Below are 18,182 nucleotides of genomic sequence, written 5' to 3'. Positions count from 1 at the left end.
CCACATGTTCAGACCCCTGTCCGTTTTTCTCGGTACGCGCTACACGCGGGCCAAGCGTCGCAACCACTTCGTTTCGTTCATTTCCCTGACTTCCATGATCGGGCTGGCGCTTGGCGTGCTGGTGATGATTCTGGTGCTGTCGGTGATGAATGGCTTCGACCATGAAATGCGCACCCGGGTGCTGGGCATGGTGCCCCATGCGACCATCGAGAGCGCCACGCCGATCACCGACTGGCAGCGCCTGGCCGACCGCGCCCTGAAGAACCCGCAAGTGCTCGCGGTCGCGCCTTTCAGCCAGATGCAGGGCCTGCTGACCAACGACGGCAAGGTGCAGAAGGTGCTGATCAACGCCGTGGATCCGGCCGAGGAGCGCAAGGTGTCGATCATCGGCGACTTCTTCCGCGAAGGCCGACTCGAGGATCTGCAGCCCGGCACCTTCGGGATCGTCATCGGCGACAAAGCCGCTGCCAAGCTGGGCGTCGGCATGGGCGACAAGATCACCTTCGTGGCGCCTGAGGTCACCGTCACCCCGGGCGGCGTGTTCCCGCGTTTGAAGCGCTTTACCGTGGTCGGCATCTTCCACGTTGGCGCTGGTGAAATCGATGGTTTCATGGCCATGACCCACGTTCAGGATCTGGCCCGCCTGCAGCGCCATCAGCCGGATCAGGTGCAGGGTATCCGACTCAAGTTCGCCGACCTGTTCCAGGCACCGCGCACCGCCTGGCAGCTGGCTCAGAGCTTCGGCCAGGATGATTACCTGGCCCGCGACTGGACCCGTACTCACGGCAACCTCTACCAGGCCATCCGCATGGAAAAAGCCATGATCGGTCTGCTGCTGCTGCTGATCGTCGCCGTCGCCGCCTTCAACATCATTTCCACCCTGGTGATGGTGGTCAACGACAAGAAGGGCGATATCGCCATCCTGCGTACCCTGGGCGCCATGCCGATGCAGATCATGGCCACCTTCATGGTGCAGGGCACGGTGATCGGCGTGATCGGCACCGCCATCGGCGCGTTGCTGGGCATTCTCGCCGCGCTGAACATCAGCGCCATCATCGCCGGCGTCGAGCGCCTGCTGGGCTTCAAGTTTCTCAATGCCGACGTGTACTTCATCGACTACCTGCCGTCGCAGCTGATGCTCGCCGACGTGGTGCAAGTCTGTGGTGCGGCATTGCTGTTGAGTTTCCTCGCTACTCTTTATCCGGCCTGGCGCGCGGCGCGCACCCAGCCCGCGGAGGCATTACGTTATGAGTGATCCGGTCGTGCAGGCGCAAGGCGCCGTGCTCAGCTGCCGCAACCTGAGCAAGCGCTACGAAGAAGGCCCGCAATCGGTGGTGGTGCTCGACGATCTGCAACTGGAGCTGTTTCCCGGCGAGCGCGTGGCCATCGTCGGCAGCTCGGGCTCGGGCAAAAGTACGCTGCTCAACATGCTCGGCGGCCTGGATACGCCGAGCAGCGGCAGCGTGTGGCTGGCCGGCGAGGAGCTGTCGGCGCTCAACGAGAAGCAACGCGGTTTGCTGCGCAATCGCGCACTGGGTTTCGTCTACCAGTTCCATCACCTGCTGGCCGAGTTCACCGCGCTGGAAAACGTCTGCATGCCGCTGTTGATCGGCAAAACGCCGATTCCCGAAGCGCGTCAGCGTGCCACCGAGCTGCTCGAGCGCGTCGGCCTTGGTCATCGTCTGAGTCATAAACCTGCCGAACTTTCCGGTGGCGAGCGTCAGCGCGTGGCTATTGCCCGTGCCCTGGTCAATCGCCCTGGCCTGGTGTTGCTCGACGAGCCCACTGGCAACCTGGATTCGCACACCGCCCAGGGTATTCAGGAACTGATGCGCGAGCTGAGCAGCCAATCGCAGACTGCCTTCCTGATCGTGACCCACGACTTGCAGCTGGCGCGGCAGATGGACCGGGTGCTGAGCCTGGAAGACGGCAAGCTGGTGAACGCCTGATGTTTCGCCCGCTGAGTGTCTTCATAGGCCTGCGTTACACCCGCGCCAAGCGGCGTAATCACTTCATTTCATTCATTTCCCTGACCTCGATGATCGGCCTGTCCCTGGGCGTGCTGGCGATGATCGTGGTGCTGTCGGTGATGAATGGCTTTCACCGGGAAATGAGCTCGCGCATCCTCGGCATGGTTCCCCACGCAACCATTGCCGGCTCGCCAGCCCTGACCGACTGGCAGGCAACTGCCAAGGTGGCGCTGGACAATCCTCGGGTCGAGGCGGCGGTGCCGTTCGCCGAGCTGGAAGGCATGCTGTCCTACCGTGGCGTGATGCAGCCGATTCAGCTGCACGGCATCGATCCGGCGCTGGAGCCGAAGGTCTCGATCATCGGCGACCACATGGTGCAGGGCCGCCTGAGCGACCTGCGCGAAGGCGAGTACGGGGTGATCATCGGCGAGATCACCGCGCGGCGCTTTCAGCTGCAGATCGGCGATCGTCTGGCGCTGATCGTGCCCGAGGTCAGCTCGGCGCCCGGCGGTATCACGCCGCGCATGCAGCGCCTCAACGTGGTCGGCATCTTCAAGGTCGGCGCCGACCTGGATAGCTCCCTGGCGTTGATCAACGTCGCCGACGCGGCGCAGATCCAGCGTCTGGATCCGGGCTCGGTGCAGAGCATCCGCCTCAAACTCAAGGATCTGTACCAGTCGCCTCAGGTGGCGGCGGCGATTGCCAAGCAGCTTGGCGAGGGCTACCACGCCAGCAACTGGACGCAGACCCAGGGCAGTCTGTTCAGCGCCATGAAGATGGAAAAGACCATGATCGGTCTGCTGCTGCTGCTGATCGTCGCGGTGGCGGCCTTCAACATCATCGCCACGCTGATCATGGTGGTTGCCGACAAAGGTGCCGATATCGCCATCCTACGTACCCTCGGCGCCACACCGCGGCAGATCATGGGCATCTTCATGGTGCAGGGTACGGTGATCGGCGTAATCGGCACCCTGATCGGCGGCGTGCTCGGCGTGCTGGCGGCGCTCAACGTCAGCGAACTGGTCGGTTGGCTGGAGCGGGTCACCGGCCAGCACGTATTCAGCTCGGATGTGTACTTCATCAGTACTTTGCCGTCGGAGCTGCAGGTCGCCGACGTGGTGCTGATCTGCACCGCGGCACTGACCCTGAGCTTCCTCGCCACGCTGTATCCGTCCTGGCGCGCCTCGCGTACCCAGCCTGCCGAGGCATTGCGTTACGAGTGACGGACGCCGCTACACCGTCCGCCTGCTAGGCTCGAAAGGCCGCTATGAAGATAGCGGCCTTTTCGTTTTTTCAGCTTCTGATTGTCAAATAGCGGGACGCCCATGGACGGGACTCGAACAGCAGATTTGCGCCGCGCATTGCTGGCCCTGGCCGCCGGCCTGTTGGTGCTGCGCTGGCTGCCGCAACTGCCACCTACCGCTTTTCTGTTTGCAGCTGCTCTGCTCGGGCTCGTGCTGCTGCCGTTTCGCAGCCACCTGATCGGCCTGTTTCTGCTCGGCTTCAGCTGGGCCTGCCTGTCGGCGCAATGGGCGCTGGATGATCGCCTGGATTCGGCGCTGGACGGCCGCACACTCTGGCTGGAGGGCAGGGTGGTGGACCTGCCCGACGTGCGCGAAGGCGTGGTGCGTTTTCACCTGGCCGATGCGCAGTCTCGGCGCGCCGAACTGCCGCAACTGCTGCGTCTGTCCTGGTACGGCGGGCCGGAGATTCGCGCCGGTGAAACCTGGCGACTGGCGGTGAACCTCAAGCGGCCCCATGGGCTGGTCAATCCGCAGTCCTTCGATTACGAAGCCTGGCTGCTGGCGCAGCGCATCGGCGGGGTCGGCACCATCAAGTCCGGTCAGCGTATGAGTGAAGCCGGCGGCAGCGCAGCGTGGCGCGACCGCTTGCGCCAGCACATGCTTGCTGAGGATCCTCATGGCCGCGCCGGTGGCCTGGCCGCTCTGGTGCTGGGCGACAGCTCCGGCCTGTCGGTCGCCGACTGGCGGGTGCTGCAGGACACCGGCACGGTGCACCTGCTGGTGATCTCCGGTCAGCACGTGACATTGGTGGCCGGCATGTTCTACGGCCTGGTGTTCTGGCTGGCCCGCCTGGGCTGGTGGCCGCGGGCGTTGCCCTGGCTGCCGGTGGCTTGCGTTCTGGGCTTCGTCTCGGCGTTGGGCTACAGCCTGCTGGCAGGTTTCGAAGTGCCGGTGCAGCGCGCCTGCGCGATGATCGGCCTTGTGCTGTTGTGGCGTTGGCGCTTTCGTCATCTGGGCATTACCTTGCCGCTGCTGATGGCGCTGGTGGCGGTGCTGCTTCTCGAACCGCTGGCCGTGCTGCAACCGGGCTTCTGGCTGTCGTTCGGCGCGGTGGGTTTGCTGATTCTAATTTTCGCCGCGCGTCTGGGGGCCTGGGCCTGGTGGCGCACCCTGGGGCGCGCGCAGTGGGCAATGACCGTAGGGCTGCTGCCGATGCTGCTGGCGCTGGGCCTGCCGATCAGTGCCAGCAGCCCGCTGGCCAATCTGATCGCCGTGCCCTGGGTCGGCTTTGCCGTGGTGCCAGTGGCATTGCTCGGCACCTTGCTGCTGCCGGTGCCCTGGTTTGGCGAGGCGCTTCTCTGGCTCGCCGGCTTCTCGCTGGAGTGGCTGTTTCGCCTGCTCGGCTTGATGGCCGAGTGGCTGCCGGCCTGGCTGCCCAGTGATCTGCCGTTTTGGGGCTGGTTGCTGGTGGCGCTGGGCGCGCTGTTCATTCTATTGCCGGGTGGCGTGCCAGTGCGTGGCCTGGGATTGATCCTGCTGCTGCCGTTGCTGTTCACGCCGGTAGAGCGGCCTGCCGAGCAGCGCGCCGAGGTATGGATGCTGGATGCCGGCCAAGGCCTGTCGATGCTGGTGCTGACCCGCCAGCACGCGCTGCTGTATGACGCCGGCCCCAGCTTCGGCGATTTCGACATGGGCGAGCGGGTGGTGCTGCCGTCGCTACGGGCACTGGATGTCCGCGAGCTGGACATGCTGCTGATCAGTCATTCGGACAACGATCATTCTGGCGGTGCAGAGGCGGTGGCGCGCGGCATGCCGGTCAAGCGCGTGGTCAGCGGCGAGGCGTCGGCGTTACCCGTCGGGCTCGATGCGCAGGCGTGCAAGGAGGAACGCTGGTCGTGGGATGGCGTGCAGTTCGATACCTGGCGTTGGGACGATGCGGCGGACAGCAACCAGTCTTCCTGCATCCTGATCATCGAGGCGGCCGGTGAGCGCATCCTGCTGACCGGCGATATAGACACCCGGGCCGAGCGCGCGCTGATCGACGCGGGGTTCGATCTGGACGCTCAATGGCTGCTGGCGCCGCACCATGGCAGTCGCAGCTCCTCGTCCTGGGCCTTGCTCAAGGCCGTGCAGCCCCAGGGGGTGCTGTATTCGCGAGGCAAGCACAACGCCTATGGCCATCCTCATCCGGCGATCGTCTCTCGCTACGAGGTCTTCGATGCACGCGCCTACGACAGCGTCGAGACCGGTGCACTGCGTATCGATCTCGGCAGTTTCGGCGAGCCACAGGCGCTGCGTGAAATACCGCGTTTCTGGCGGGAAAAATGAGAACCGCAGCCGTCGGCGACATCACGACCCTATGCTAGAGTGGCGCCACTTTTGCGAAGGGGATCTGCCACCGTGTGGGAACTGGTTAAATCTGGCGGCTGGGTGATGCTGCCGATCATTTTGTGTTCAATCGCCGCCCTGGGCATCATTGCCGAACGCCTGTGGACGCTGCGTGTCAGCCGTGTCACGCCGCCGCATCTGCTGGGGCAGGTATGGCGCTGGATCAAGGACAAGCAGCTCAACAGCCAGAAGCTCAAGGAGCTGCGCGCCGACTCGCCGCTGGGCGAAATTCTCGCCGCGGGCCTGGCCAACTCCAAGCACGGTCGCGAGATCATGAAAGAGTGCATCGAGGAGGCCGCCGCACGGGTGATCCACGAGATGGAGCGCTACCTCAATGCGCTGGGCACCATCGCCGGGATCGCGCCGCTGCTCGGCCTGCTCGGTACGGTGATCGCCATGATCGACATCTTCAGCTCGTTCATGGGCGGCAGCATGGCCAACCCGGCGCTGCTCGCCGGTGGCATCGCCAAGGCGCTGATCACCACCGCTTCGGGCCTTACCGTCGCTATTCCGGCACTGTTCTTCCATCGTTTCCTGCAGCGCCGCGTCGATGAGCTGGTGGTCGGCATGGAGCAGGAAGCTATCAAGTTGGTGGAAATGGTGCAGGGCGAGCGCGACGTCGACCTGGCCGAGGAGCCCAAGCCGGCCAAGGGGAGCAAAAAGGCGTGAAGTTCAGACGTAGACGGCGTGAGCAGGTGGAGATCAATCTCGCCTCGCTGATCGACGTGGTGTTCATCCTCCTGCTGTTCTTCGTGGTGACCACCACCTTCACCCGTGAAACCCGCATGCAGGTCGACCTGCCCGAGGCAGCCAGTGGCACGCCGCCGGAGCAGAGCGAGCTCAAGCAGCTGGAAGTGGTGATCTCGGCAGATGGCACCTTCTCGCTCAACGGCCAGGCTCTGATCAAGAACGACTTGGATAACCTGATGGCGGCATTGCAGAAGGAGTCCGGCGGCGACAACAGCCTGCCGCTGACCATTAGCGCCGATGCCAAGACCAGCCACCAGTCGGTGATCACTGCTATGGACGCCGCTGGCAAGCTGGGCTTCGCGCACCTGCGTATCACCACGGTCGAGACCCAGGCCGCACCCTGATGGCTAGCCTGTCCGACCGCCTGGTGCGGGCGTGGTATGCGGGGCACCCGGCGCTGGCGCTGCTGCGCCCGCTGGAGGCTTTGTATCGCGGTGTGGTAGAGCGCAAGCGCGAGCGTTTCCTGGCCGGCGAGGGCGAGATCTACCGCGCGCCGGTGCCGCTGATCGTGGTGGGCAACATCACCGTCGGCGGCACCGGCAAAACCCCTTTGATTCTCTGGCTGGTCAAGCAGTGCCAGGCCCGGGGCCTGCGCGTTGGTGTGATCAGCCGCGGCTATGGCGCCAAGCCACCGAGCCTGCCCTGGCGGGTTTGCGCCGAGCACAGCGCCGAGCAGGCGGGTGACGAACCCTTGTTGATCGTGCAGCGCAGCGGTGTGCCGCTGATGATCGATCCGGATCGCAGCCGGGCGGCCCGCGCGCTGCTCGCCGAGGAGTCGCTGGATCTGCTGCTCAGCGACGACGGCCTGCAGCACTACCGCCTGGCCCGCGATGTGGAGTTGGTGCTGATCGACGCCGCCCGTGGCCTCGGCAATGCCCGCTGCCTGCCCGCCGGGCCGCTGCGCGAGCCGGCCGAGCGCCTGCAGAGCGTAGATGCCTGCCTGTACAACGGCGCGCCTGAGGATCCACCCGGCGGCTACGCCTTCACCCTGGTGCCCAGCGCGCTGATCAACCTGCGCAGCGGCGAGCGCCGCTCACTCGATCATTTTCCCCCCGGCCAGGCCGTGCACGCCGTGGCTGGCATCGGTAACCCGCAGCGTTTCTTCAAGACCCTCGAGGCGCTACACTGGCGGCCTGTCGCCCATGCCTTCGCCGACCATGCTGCCTACAGCGCCGAGCTGCTGAATTTCTCGCCGGCGCTGCCGCTGGTGATGACCGAGAAGGATGCGGTGAAATGCCGGGCCTTCGCGGCCGATGACTGGTGGTACCTGGCTGTCGACGCCCAGCCGTCCGCTGCCTTCCGTGCCTGGTTCGACGCCCGGCTGGAACGTCTGCTCGGCGAACGACACTAAGCCTGCGCGCCTACTTCCTCTCTGTTCTCAAGGATTTCCCATGGACCCGAAACTGCTCGATATCCTGGCCTGCCCAATTACCAAGGGCCCGCTCAAGCTCAGCCAGGACAAGACCGAACTGATCAGCAAGGGCGCCGGTGTGGCCTATCCGATCCGCGACGGGATTCCGGTCATGCTGGAAAGCGAAGCCCGCACCCTCAACGATGACGAGCGCCTGGACAAGTAACATGAGCAACGCCTTTACCGTGGTTATTCCGGCGCGCTATGCGTCGACCCGCCTGCCTGGCAAGCCGCTGCAGGACATCGCCGGCAAACCGATGGTCCAGCATGTCTGGGAGCAAGCCTGCAAGAGCAGTGCGACCCAGGTGGTAGTGGCCACCGACGATGCGCGCATCGTCGAAGCATGCAAAGGCTTTGGCGCCCAGGTGCTGTTGACCCGCGTCGACCATAACTCCGGTACCGATCGCCTGGCCGAAGTGGCCGCGGCGCTGGGCCTTGCCGCCGATGCCATCGTGGTCAACGTGCAGGGTGACGAGCCGCTGGTGCCGCCGTCGATCATCGACCAGGTGGCCGCCAACCTGGCCGGCAATCCCCAGGCGGGCATCGCCACCCTGGCCGAGCCGATCGAGGATGTCGCTGCGCTGTTCAATCCCAACGTGGTCAAGGTCGCCAGCGACCTCAACGGCCTGGCGCTGACCTTCAGCCGCGCGCCACTGCCCTGGGCGCGTGATGCCTTTGCCGCCGACCGTGATCGCTTGCCGGCAGGTGTGCCTTATCGCCGCCATATCGGCATTTACGCCTACCGCGCAGGCTTCCTGCAGGACTTCGTCGCCTGGGGCCCTTGCTGGCTGGAGAACACCGAGTGCTTGGAGCAGCTGCGTGCACTCTGGCATGGCGTGCGCATCCACGTCGCTGACGCCCTGGAAGCGCCGCCCGCCGGCGTCGATACCCAGGAAGACCTGGACCGTGTCCGCCGCCTGCTGGGTGCCTGATGCGCGTCCTGTTCGTCTGCCTGGGTAACATCTGCCGTTCACCCACCGCCGAGGCGGTCATGCGTCAGCGCCTGCAGCAGGCTGGTCTGGCCGAGCGTATCGAGCTTGATTCCGCCGGCACCGGCGACTGGCACGTCGGCAAGGCGCCGGATTCACGTACCCAACAGGCGGCCAGCCGCCGTGGCTACGACCTGTCCAGTCTGCGTGGCCGCCAGGTCTCGGCCGACGATTTCGCTCGTTTCGACCTGATACTGGCCATGGATAGTGCCAATCTGCGCGACCTGCAACGTATTCGTCCAGCCAATGCGCGAGCCGAGCTGGACCTGTATCTGCGCCGCTTCGAGTTGGCCGAGGACGAGGTTCCGGATCCCTATTACGGTGGCAGCGAAGGTTTCGAGCACGTGCTGGATCTGCTCGAGCAAGCCAGCGATGCCTTGCTGATCGAACTCAAGGGGCGGTTATGAGCCTGTTGGTGCAGTCGGGCGTATCGCTCAAGGCTTACAACACCTTTGGTGTGGACGTGGCCGCGCGCTACTGGGCCGAGGCCATCGACGAGCACCAGATTCGTCAGGCGCTCGAAGCGGCACGCGAGCGTCAGGTGCCGCTGCTGGTGCTCGGCGGCGGCAGCAACCTGCTGTTGAGCTCCGATGTCGAGGCGCTTGTGCTGCGCATGGTCGGCCGCGGCATTCGCGTGCTGGCCGACGACGGCGAGCACGTGCAGATCGAAGCCGAAGCCGGTGAGCCCTGGCATGACTTCGTGCTGTGGACGCTAGGCCAGGGTTTTGGCGGCCTGGAAAACCTCAGCCTGATTCCCGGCACCGTCGGCGCCTCGCCGGTGCAGAACATCGGTGCCTACGGCGTCGAGCTCAAGGACTGTTTCCTCGGCCTTACGGCCCTGGATCGGCAGAGCGGTGAGGTTCGCGAGTTCGACCTGCAGGATTGCGCCTTCGCTTACCGCGACAGCCTGTTCAAGCGCGAAAGCGGGCGCTGGATCATCCTGCGCGTACGCTTCGCCCTGAGCCGCAATGCAGCGCTGCATCTGGATTACGGCCCGGTGCGCCAGCGCCTGGCGGAGCAGGGCATCGAGGCGCCAACTGCCCTGGATGTCAGTCGCGCCATCTGCGCCATCCGCAGCGAGAAGCTGCCGGACCCGGCCGTACTCGGCAACGCCGGCAGCTTCTTCAAGAATCCGCTGGTGCCTGCTGAACTGGCGCAGCGTCTGCAGTCCGAATACGTCGACCTGGTGGCTTACCCGCAGGCCGATGGCCAGGTGAAACTGGCTGCCGGCTGGCTGATCGAGAAGGCCGGCTGGAAGGGCTACCGCGACGGTGACGCCGGCGTGCATCGCCTGCAGGCGCTGGTGCTGGTCAACCATGGCAACGCCACCGGGCAGCAATTGCTCGGCCTGGCGCAGCGCATTCAGGCGGATATCGCCGAGCGTTTTGGTGTCAGCCTGGAGATCGAGCCGAACGTGCTCTGATTGCGTAGCTCCGCCGCATTGGCGGGGCTGCATAGGTCTCCTTATCCCATCTTTCTCGTTGCTCCCGGGTATCGCTGCGCTCAACCGCGGGCTACAGCGTTTTGCTTTTCATAGCCTGGGTTGAGCGTAGCGATACCCGGGGCTGTCCATGACTCACACAAAATGCCCGCGCGCTTGCGATCAGACCTCGAATCGCAGGCAATAAAAAAGGGATGCCGAAGCATCCCTTTCGTTTACGCGTCAGCTATCAGGCTTGCGGCTTGGGCACATCCTGATCGCGCTGGGCGCTTTCGTCGACCGGCGTGACGATCACGTCAGCCTGTTCGGGCTGCTCGGCCTGCTCGCTGGCTGGCTGAGCCTCGACCACGGTTTCGCTTTCCACGGCTGGAGCCGCTTCAACGACCGGTGCCGCTTCGGCCACGGCAGGCGCTGCAGCGGCGGCCTTGGCTGCCTCCTCTGCTTCGCGAGCCAGGCGCTCCTCCTCACGCTTGCGACGACGCACTTCACGCGGATCGTTCGGCGCGCGGCCATTGCTGCTGGCAGGTGCCGCAGGCGCTGGCTGCTCGGCTTCTAAGGCTGGCGCTTGCTCAACCGCGGGTGCGGCTTCGACTTCGGCGACTGGCGCGGCTTCGGTGGCAGGAGCTGGTTCAGCGACAGGCGCTTCGACCGCTGGCTGCTCGCTGGCAGGTGCTTCGGCCACGAACGGCTCGGCGGCAACAACTGGCTGCTCGGCAACGGTTTCGAAAACCGGAGCGTGCTCACGCGGCTGCTCGACTTCCGGCAGAGCCTCGACCACCACGTCGGCGCGCTCGGCGACTACAGGGGCCGGAGTGGCTTGCGCGGCCGGAGCCGGTTGCTCGGCTTCGACTGCGGCGGGTGCCTGAGCGGCTTCGACTGGGACGGCCGCCTGGCTTTCGCTGGCGACGTTCTGCTCGGCAGGTTGCTCGGTTTCGGCGATCACGGCGGCCACGGTAGCGGCGGCTGCGATGCTGGCACCAGCGACCGGCTGCTCGGCGTTTTCTTCGCTGCCTTCGATCGGGTTGCCATCGGCATCGCGCTGACGCTCGCGACGGTTGCTGCGGCGACGCTGGCCACGGGAGCGGCGACGTGGGCGGTCACCACCTTCGTTGCCGTCCTGATCGTCGTCCTGCTGCTCTTCACTGTTCAGCACTTCTTCTTCAGCGCTGTCGGCCTTGGCCTGCTCGGCGCGCGGTTGGCGCTCTTCACGCGGCTGGCGTGGCTGACGCGGCTCGCGTTGCGGGCGCTCGGCGCGAGCTTCTTCGCCTGCGACTGCGGCATTTTCGTTTTGCGGCTCGGCGTCCAGCGGAGCACGCAGTTCGCGTGGCTGACGCTCTTCGCGTGGGCGACGCTCACGACGGTTTTCCTGGCCTTCACGCGGCGGACGGGACTGACGCACTTCCTGTGGCTCGCGAACTTCCACGTTCTCACGCGGCTGGCGATCTTCACGCGGGGCGCGCGGCTGACGCTCTTCGCGTTGCGCACGCTCTTCACGCGGTGCACGCTCTTCGCGGGCGGCACGATCCTCGCGCGGCTGGCGCTCTTCGCGTGGCTTGCGATCATCGTCACGACGGTTGCCGCGGTTGCGGTTCTGCTGACGGCCGTTGCGACGCTCGTCACCACGCGGCTGACGCTCGCCCGGCTTCTTCTCGACGACGGTTGGCTTCTGCTCTTCGGCGCCAGCGAACAGACCCACCAGGGACTTCACCAGGCCTTTGAACAGGCCACCGGCAGGTGCTGCTGCAGCAACCGGAGCGGCAGCTGGTGCGGCTTCGCTGACCGGGGCTGGTGCGCTGCGTGGCGGCGCGGCCTTGATGGCAGCTTCCTGACGAACCAGAGTGCGGGTGGCGGCTGCCGGTTTTTCTTCTTCGGCTTCGACCGTGGCCATTTCGTAGCTGGTCTGGGCGCTCTGAGCTTCCGGGCTGTCGTCACGGATACGCTGCACTTCGAAGTGCGGGGTTTCCAGGTGATCGTTCGGCAGGATGACGATGCGCGCACGGGTACGCAGTTCGATCTTGGTGATCGAGTTGCGCTTCTCGTTGAGCAGGAACGCGGCGACCGGGATCGGCACCTGGGCGCGTACTTCGGCGGTGCGGTCTTTCAGGGCTTCTTCTTCGATCAGGCGCAGGATGGCCAGCGACAGCGATTCGACGTCGCGGATGATGCCTTGACCGTTGCAGCGCGGGCAGACGATGCCACTGCTTTCGCCCAGGGATGGGCGCAGGCGCTGACGGGACATTTCCAGCAGGCCGAAGCGCGAGATGCGGCCGACCTGTACGCGAGCGCGGTCGGCTTCCAGGGCTTCGCGAACCTTCTCTTCGACAGCGCGCTGGTTCTTGGCCGGGGTCATGTCGATGAAGTCGATGACGATCAGACCACCGATGTCACGCAGGCGCAGCTGGCGGGCGATCTCTTCGGCCGCTTCCAGGTTGGTCTGCAGGGCGGTTTCTTCGATGTCGCTGCCTTTGGTGGCGCGCGCCGAGTTGATGTCGATGGATACCAGGGCTTCGGTCGGGTCGATGTAGATCGAGCCGCCGGATGGCAGCTTCACTTCACGCTGGAAGGCGGTTTCGATCTGGCTTTCGATCTGGAAACGGTTGAACAGCGGCACGCTGTCTTCGTACAGCTTGATCTTGCTGGCGTACTGCGGCATCACCTGGCGAATGAAGGTCAGGGCTTCTTCCTGGGCTTCGACGCTATCGACCAGTACTTCGCCGATGTCCTGGCGCAGGTAGTCGCGGATGGCGCGGATGATGACGTTGCTTTCCTGGTAGATCAGGAATGGGGCAGGGCGGTCCTGGGACGCCTCCTTGATGGCGCTCCACAGTTGCAGCAGGTAATCGAGGTCCCACTGCATTTCTTCGCTGCTGCGGCCCAGGCCGGCGGTGCGCACGATCAGACCCATGTCACCCGGGATGTCGAGGCCGTTCAGCGCTTCGCGCAGTTCGTTGCGCTCTTCACCCTCGATGCGGCGGCTGATGCCACCTGCACGCGGGTTGTTGGGCATCAGAACCAGGTAACGACCGGCGAGGCTGATGAAGGTAGTCAGGGCTGCGCCCTTGTTGCCACGCTCTTCTTTCTCGACCTGAACGATGACTTCCTGGCCTTCCTTGAGCACGTCCTTGATGTTGACGCGGCCTTCGGGGGCTTTGGAGAAGTATTCGCGGGAGATTTCTTTGAGGGGGAGGAAGCCGTGACGCTCGGAGCCGAAGTCGACGAATGCCGCTTCGAGGCTGGGTTCTACGCGGGTGATGCGACCTTTGTAGATGTTGGATTTCTTCTGTACGCGGGCGCCGGACTCGATGTCCAGATCGTACAGGCGCTGGCCATCTACCAGCGCAACACGCAACTCTTCGGGTTGAGTTGCGTTAATCAGCATTCTTTTCATGTGGTACCAGTGGTTTCCGGTGCTGCCGGAAGCCGCGTTAGGCACACACGACGCTCAGGGTCGGTGTCAGGTGCGTCAGAAGCGGGCGTAAATCGCTTCAGTGTCTAGCGGCAGCAGCCAGTTTTGCTGGGCCGCGACGGACGTCTCCTGCTTGCTGTATGTGACAGAAAGCCCTCAGAACTCGCTTGTGATCGGCTAAGCATCGGCCTTGCTGCGTTGAAACCGGTCTGGAAAATCCGTTTACCACGTGGGTAAAGGTCGCTTCCTCGGCCGCCCCGAACGGGGGCTGTTACTAACGTAGCGTCTTGCGTGGCGCTAGCTCGCGAGACCCTAAACAGGTTCTCAGTCAGGAGGAGGAATCAAGGGTCGGTAGCGGACGATATGACGCGTCTTTAGATGAAGCTCTTTGCTACGCAGGCCGACCGTTGTGCATCTCCACCTTTACACGTATCGCTGAAAATCGGGTGCCGCTCACGAATATCCGCAGCGGGTTGGCATTACCGCGACCGTCCAGTTGGGCAGGTCACGCATCTGTGTCTCAGGCCTTGTTTCCGAGTTTCTCGAGCAGCCATGCTGGCCTTTCGCTCTCTGAGATGCCCGTCGGACGGCCTTATGTCCTGAAGTGGGTTGCTCGATTCGCGATGGCGGTTTGGCAACATCCGCGAATCAGGCCGCTTTTGACGGCATTCGCGACTATAGCAGCAATGATTAAGTGCTTCAAATGCATAAAAATTGTATGATCGCGGGCATGACGACACCTACTCCCCCAACCTCCGGCGTACAGCTGCTCGAGGTCGCGCCAGAGCTCGCCGGCCAGCGCATCGACAACTTCCTTCGCAACCAACTCAAGGGCGTTCCCAAGACCCTTATCTACCGCATCCTGCGCAAGGGTGAGGTACGGGTCAACAAGGGCCGGGTCAAGCCTGAATACAAGCTGCAGGCTGGTGACATCGTGCGCGTGCCGCCGCTGCGCCTGGCCGAGCGCGACGAACCTGAGCCGTTGGCCCAGGGCCTGTTGCAGCGTCTGGAAGCGGCCATCGTCTATGAAGACAAGGCGCTGATCGTGCTCAACAAGCCGGCCGGCATTGCCGTGCATGGCGGCAGCGGCCTCAATTACGGGGTGATCGAGGCGTTTCGCCAGTTGCGCCCGGATGCCAAGGATCTGGAACTGGTGCACCGCCTGGACCGCGATACCTCGGGCCTGCTGATGATCGCCAAGAAGCGCAGCATGCTGCGCCACCTGCACGAGCAACTACGCGGCGATGGCGTCGACAAGCGCTACATGGCGCTGGTGCGCGGCCACTGGGCAACCGCCAAAAAGCAGATCAACGCGCCGCTGCTCAAGAGCAACCTGCGCTCCGGCGAGCGCATGGTCGAGGTCAACCCGGAAGGCAAGGAAGCGCTGACCGTGTTTCGCGTGCTGCGCCGTTTCGGCGAGTTCGCCACCCTGGTCGAAGCCAAGCCGGTCACCGGCCGCACCCACCAGATTCGCGTGCATGCCCAGTATGGCGGGCATTGCATCGCCGGTGACAGCAAATACGGCGATGACGACTTTACCCGCGAGATTCGCGAACTGGGCGGCAAGCGCCTGTTCCTGCATGCCTACGAACTGAACATCCCGCTGCCCGAGGGTGGCGTGCTGAAGCTCGAGGCGCCGGTCGACGAGATGTGGGCACGCACCGTGGAGCGACTGAGTGCGTGACTACAAGCTGCTGATCTTCGACTGGGACGGCACCCTGGTCGATTCCATCGCCCGTATCGTCACCGCCATGCATCAGGCCGCCGATCTGTGCGGCCTGCCACGACGCAGCGATGAGGCGGTCAAGGGCATCATCGGCCTGGCGCTGCCGCAAGCGATCACCACCCTTTATCCGGAACTCGACGAAGCGGCGCACGTCGAACGCTTCCATGCCGCCTACAGCGAGTGCTACGTAGCTCTGGATCGTACGCCTTCGGCGTTCTTCGACGACGTCGAGCAGAGCCTGGCGAGGTTCCGCGAGCAGGGCTACCAGTTGGCGGTCGCCACCGGCAAGAGTCGCCGTGGCCTGCAGCGGATTCTCGACACCCTGGGCTGGCAGAATTATTTCGATATCACCCGCTGCGCCGATGAGACGGCCAGCAAACCGGACCCGCGGATGTTGCACGAGATTCTGCAGCATTGCGGGGTGAGCGCCGAGCAGGCACTGATGGTCGGCGATTCGTCGTTTGATCTGGAAATGGCTCAGCGCGCGGGCATGGATTCGGTGGCGGTGGGCTACGGCGCACAGACGCTGGAAGCGCTGAGCCGTTATGAGCCGAAATTGTCGATCAACCATTTCACGCAATTGAGTACCTGGCTGAGCTGCACGGTAGCCGAGACCCGAACCGAGGAGAGTGAGCATGTGGGGTGAGAGAAAGACGTCGTCGGTCTCCGAGAGCGACCCGAAGAGCTGGAAGCTCCTCGAAAAGACCTTGCTGGCCAGCGTCCATGAGCAGCGCCGCTCGCGCCGCTGGGGCATCTTCTTCAAGCTGCTGACCTTCATCTACCTGTTCGGCGCCCTGGCGCTATTCTCGCCCCTGATTAGCAATCAGGGCAGCGGCAGCAGTTCGCCCCATACCGCGGTCATCGAAGTGCGCGGGATGATCGCCGACAAGGAAGCGGCCAGCGCCGACAACATCGTCGGCAGCCTGCGCGCCGCCTTCAAGGACCCGAACACCAAGGGCGTTATCCTGCGCATCAACAGCCCGGGCGGCAGCCCGGTGCAGTCGGGTTACGTGTACGACGAGATTCGCCGTCTGCGTGGCGAGAACCCGAACATCAAGGTCTACGCGGTGATCTCCGACCTCGGTGCGTCCGGCGCCTATTACATCGCCAGCGCCGCCGACCAGATCTACGCCGACAAGGCCAGCCTGGTGGGTTCCATCGGCGTCACGGCAGCCAGTTTCGGCTTCGTCGACACCATGGAGAAGCTTGGCGTCGAGCGCCGTGTGTACACCTCGGGTGAGCACAAGGCATTCCTCGACCCGTTCCAGCCGCAGAAGGACGAGGAAACCCGTTTCTGGAAGACGGTGCTGGACACCACCCACAAGCAGTTCATCGACAGCGTGAAGAAGGGCCGGGGCGATCGCCTCAAGGATGCCGAGCATCCCGAACTGTTCTCCGGCCTGATCTGGTCTGGCGAACAGGCCCTGAGCCTCGGCCTGATCGACGGGCTGGGCAGCACCAGCTACGTGGCCCGCGAAGTGATCGGCCAGGAAGAAATGGTCGACTTCACCGTGCAGGAAAGCCCCCTGGATCGCTTCACCAAGAAGCTCGGTGCCAGCGTGGCAGAGCATCTGGCCTTGTGGATGGGCTTCCAGGGCCCAACGCTGCGTTGATGGTGGCGTTGTAAATAGAGAGCCCCGGCCAGGTGCCGGGGCTTTTTATTGGTTTCGAATCCATCCCCCCTCTATAGGGTGTCAGGCGTTGCTGATGCTCTTGGCGTTGTTTTGCTGCTCGACCAGGGCGCGAATGCGCGGTAGCAGGTCCTGGCCGTATTCCACGGCGTCGCGCAGTTGCTCGAAGCCGCGGAACAGGAAGGTGGTCACGCCGATGTTGTAGTACTCCAGCGCGGCCTCGGCGACCTGCTCCGCTGTGCCAACCAGCGAGGTGGAATTGCCGGCACCGCCGCTAAGGGCGGCGATCTCGGTCCACAGGCGTTTGTCATGCACCTTGCGCTGGCTCGCCAGCTCCACCAAGCGCGAGGAGCCGGCGTTGCTGGTGCCGAAGTTCTTGTCGCGCCGTTTGCCCTGGCGCAGATGGATCAGTTCGCGCGCGTCAAGCAGGGTGCGCTCGGCGCGGGCCCAAGCTTCTTCCTCCGTGGCGCCGAGGATTGGCCGTAGCGACAGGCTGAAGCGGATGTGCTTATCGCGCCCGTATTTGGCGGCGGCCTTGCGCACCTTGGCGATGCGCTCGCGAACCTGCTCCAGCGGTTCGCCCCACATCATGTACACGTCGGCGTGTTTGGCGGCGACCTCCACGGCAGCGTCGGATGCGCCGGAGAAGTAGATAGGTACGTGTGGTTTCTGGACCGGCTTGACCAGCGTCAGGTTGTCTTCGATGCGGTAGTGCTCGCCCTGATGATCGAAGGGCTCGATGTTCGTCCAGGTCTTGCGGAAGATGTCCAGGTACTCCTCGGTACGCGCATATCGCGCGTCCTTGTCGAGGTAGTCGCCGTCGCGTTGCAGGTCGCCGCTGTCACCGCCGGTGATCACGTTGATCGCGGCGCGGCCCCGGCTGAGGTGATCGAGAGTGGCGAACTGCCTGGCGGCGAAGGTAGGCGCCTGAAAGCCCGGGCGGTGGGCGACTAGCAGGCCCAGCTTGTCGGTCACTGCGGCCACGTAGCTGGCCAGGATCATCGAGTCCGGTGCGCTGGTGTTGACGGCCAGCAGGGCTTTGTCGAAACCGCCATATTCCTGGGCCTGGGCGAAGGCCTTGATGAAGTCGATATCCACCACCGGGCCACGTGGCGCCTGGGATTCGCTGGCTTCCTGGGGGCCGATCAGGCCGATGAATTCGAGGCTCATGGTTGCTCCTTTCGATTGACGTGGTCTGCTACCGGCCCGCCTGGCGAGCTCGGCGG

Annotated in this window: 16 protein-coding genes; 14 read left to right on the top strand and 2 right to left on the bottom strand. The window is 64.3% G+C overall.

Going from position 1 to position 18,182, the window contains the following annotated elements:
- Positions 1-4 precede the first annotated feature (4 nt).
- From BM279_RS05630 to murB, 11 genes are all read left to right on the top strand, one after another.
- Positions 5-1,255, top strand: coding sequence for a lipoprotein-releasing ABC transporter permease subunit (locus BM279_RS05630; protein WP_093501769.1), 1,251 nt, complete (start codon positions 5-7; stop codon positions 1,253-1,255).
- Positions 1,248-1,949: a lipoprotein-releasing ABC transporter ATP-binding protein LolD gene (lolD, locus tag BM279_RS05625; RefSeq protein WP_093501767.1), complete on the top strand. Its 702-nt coding sequence runs from the start codon at positions 1,248-1,250 to the stop codon at positions 1,947-1,949. The genes BM279_RS05630 and lolD overlap by 8 nt, the downstream gene beginning before the upstream one ends.
- Positions 1,949-3,193 carry a lipoprotein-releasing ABC transporter permease subunit gene (locus BM279_RS05620; protein WP_093501763.1) on the top strand — a complete coding sequence of 415 codons (1,245 nt, stop codon included), beginning with the start codon at positions 1,949-1,951 and terminating at the stop codon, positions 3,191-3,193. The genes lolD and BM279_RS05620 overlap by 1 nt, the downstream gene beginning before the upstream one ends.
- A gap of 102 nt (positions 3,194-3,295) precedes the next feature.
- Positions 3,296-5,542, top strand: coding sequence for a DNA internalization-related competence protein ComEC/Rec2 (locus BM279_RS05615; RefSeq protein ID WP_093501762.1), 2,247 nt, complete (start codon positions 3,296-3,298; stop codon positions 5,540-5,542).
- 72 nt (positions 5,543-5,614) lie between these two features.
- The gene (locus BM279_RS05610; protein WP_013791980.1) at positions 5,615-6,271 is read left to right on the top strand and encodes a MotA/TolQ/ExbB proton channel family protein; all 657 of its coding nucleotides are present in this window, start codon (positions 5,615-5,617) and stop codon (positions 6,269-6,271) included.
- Positions 6,268-6,696: an ExbD/TolR family protein gene (locus BM279_RS05605; RefSeq protein WP_013791979.1), complete on the top strand. Its 429-nt coding sequence runs from the start codon at positions 6,268-6,270 to the stop codon at positions 6,694-6,696. Before BM279_RS05610 ends, BM279_RS05605 begins: the two co-directional genes overlap by 4 nt.
- Positions 6,696-7,703, top strand: a complete 1,008-nt coding sequence (gene lpxK, locus BM279_RS05600; RefSeq protein WP_093501760.1) for a tetraacyldisaccharide 4'-kinase — start codon at positions 6,696-6,698, stop codon at positions 7,701-7,703. Before BM279_RS05605 ends, lpxK begins: the two co-directional genes overlap by 1 nt.
- 40 nt (positions 7,704-7,743) lie before the next feature.
- A complete protein-coding gene (locus BM279_RS05595; protein ID WP_013791977.1) occupies positions 7,744-7,929 on the top strand; it encodes a Trm112 family protein in 186 nt (61 codons plus the stop codon).
- Between the two features lies 1 nt (position 7,930).
- Complete coding sequence (gene kdsB / locus BM279_RS05590; RefSeq protein WP_093501758.1) at positions 7,931-8,695, top strand: 3-deoxy-manno-octulosonate cytidylyltransferase; 765 nt, start codon at positions 7,931-7,933, stop codon at positions 8,693-8,695.
- Complete coding sequence (locus BM279_RS05585) at positions 8,695-9,159, top strand: low molecular weight protein-tyrosine-phosphatase (protein ID WP_093501755.1); 465 nt, start codon at positions 8,695-8,697, stop codon at positions 9,157-9,159. Before kdsB ends, BM279_RS05585 begins: the two co-directional genes overlap by 1 nt.
- Positions 9,156-10,175, top strand: coding sequence for a UDP-N-acetylmuramate dehydrogenase (gene murB / locus BM279_RS05580; protein ID WP_093501753.1), 1,020 nt, complete (start codon positions 9,156-9,158; stop codon positions 10,173-10,175). The genes BM279_RS05585 and murB overlap by 4 nt, the downstream gene beginning before the upstream one ends.
- A gap of 247 nt (positions 10,176-10,422) precedes the next feature.
- On the opposite strand, the gene rne is transcribed toward murB, so the two are convergent.
- Complete coding sequence (rne, locus tag BM279_RS05575; protein ID WP_093501751.1) at positions 10,423-13,581, bottom strand: ribonuclease E; 3,159 nt, start codon at positions 13,579-13,581, stop codon at positions 10,423-10,425.
- Positions 13,582-14,329: 748 nt separating this feature from the next.
- On the opposite strand from rne, the gene rluC reads away from it, so the two are divergent.
- From rluC to sppA, 3 genes are read left to right on the top strand one after another with little or no spacing between them, the layout of a single operon-like run.
- On the top strand, positions 14,330-15,283 hold the full coding sequence (rluC, locus tag BM279_RS05570; protein WP_093502514.1) for a 23S rRNA pseudouridine(955/2504/2580) synthase RluC: 954 nt from the start codon (positions 14,330-14,332) through the stop codon (positions 15,281-15,283).
- Positions 15,276-15,971: an HAD-IA family hydrolase gene (locus BM279_RS05565; RefSeq protein ID WP_093501749.1), complete on the top strand. Its 696-nt coding sequence runs from the start codon at positions 15,276-15,278 to the stop codon at positions 15,969-15,971. Before rluC ends, BM279_RS05565 begins: the two co-directional genes overlap by 8 nt.
- Entirely contained in the window at positions 15,961-16,938 is a 978-nt protein-coding gene (sppA, locus tag BM279_RS05560) for a signal peptide peptidase SppA (RefSeq protein ID WP_093501747.1), read from the top strand. The genes BM279_RS05565 and sppA overlap by 11 nt, the downstream gene beginning before the upstream one ends.
- 81 nt (positions 16,939-17,019) lie before the next feature.
- Here sppA and BM279_RS05555 read toward each other — a convergent pair whose 3' ends face one another.
- On the bottom strand, positions 17,020-18,126 hold the full coding sequence (locus BM279_RS05555; protein WP_093501745.1) for an LLM class flavin-dependent oxidoreductase: 1,107 nt from the start codon (positions 18,124-18,126) through the stop codon (positions 17,020-17,022).
- Positions 18,127-18,182 lie beyond the last annotated feature (56 nt).

Origin of the sequence: Phytopseudomonas straminea, from assembly GCF_900112645.1 — a bacterium.
GTDB lineage: Bacteria > Pseudomonadota > Gammaproteobacteria > Pseudomonadales > Pseudomonadaceae > Aquipseudomonas > Aquipseudomonas straminea.
The sequence above is the reverse complement of the archived record's forward strand: the minus strand, read 5'-3'. Positions and strand labels throughout refer to the sequence as shown.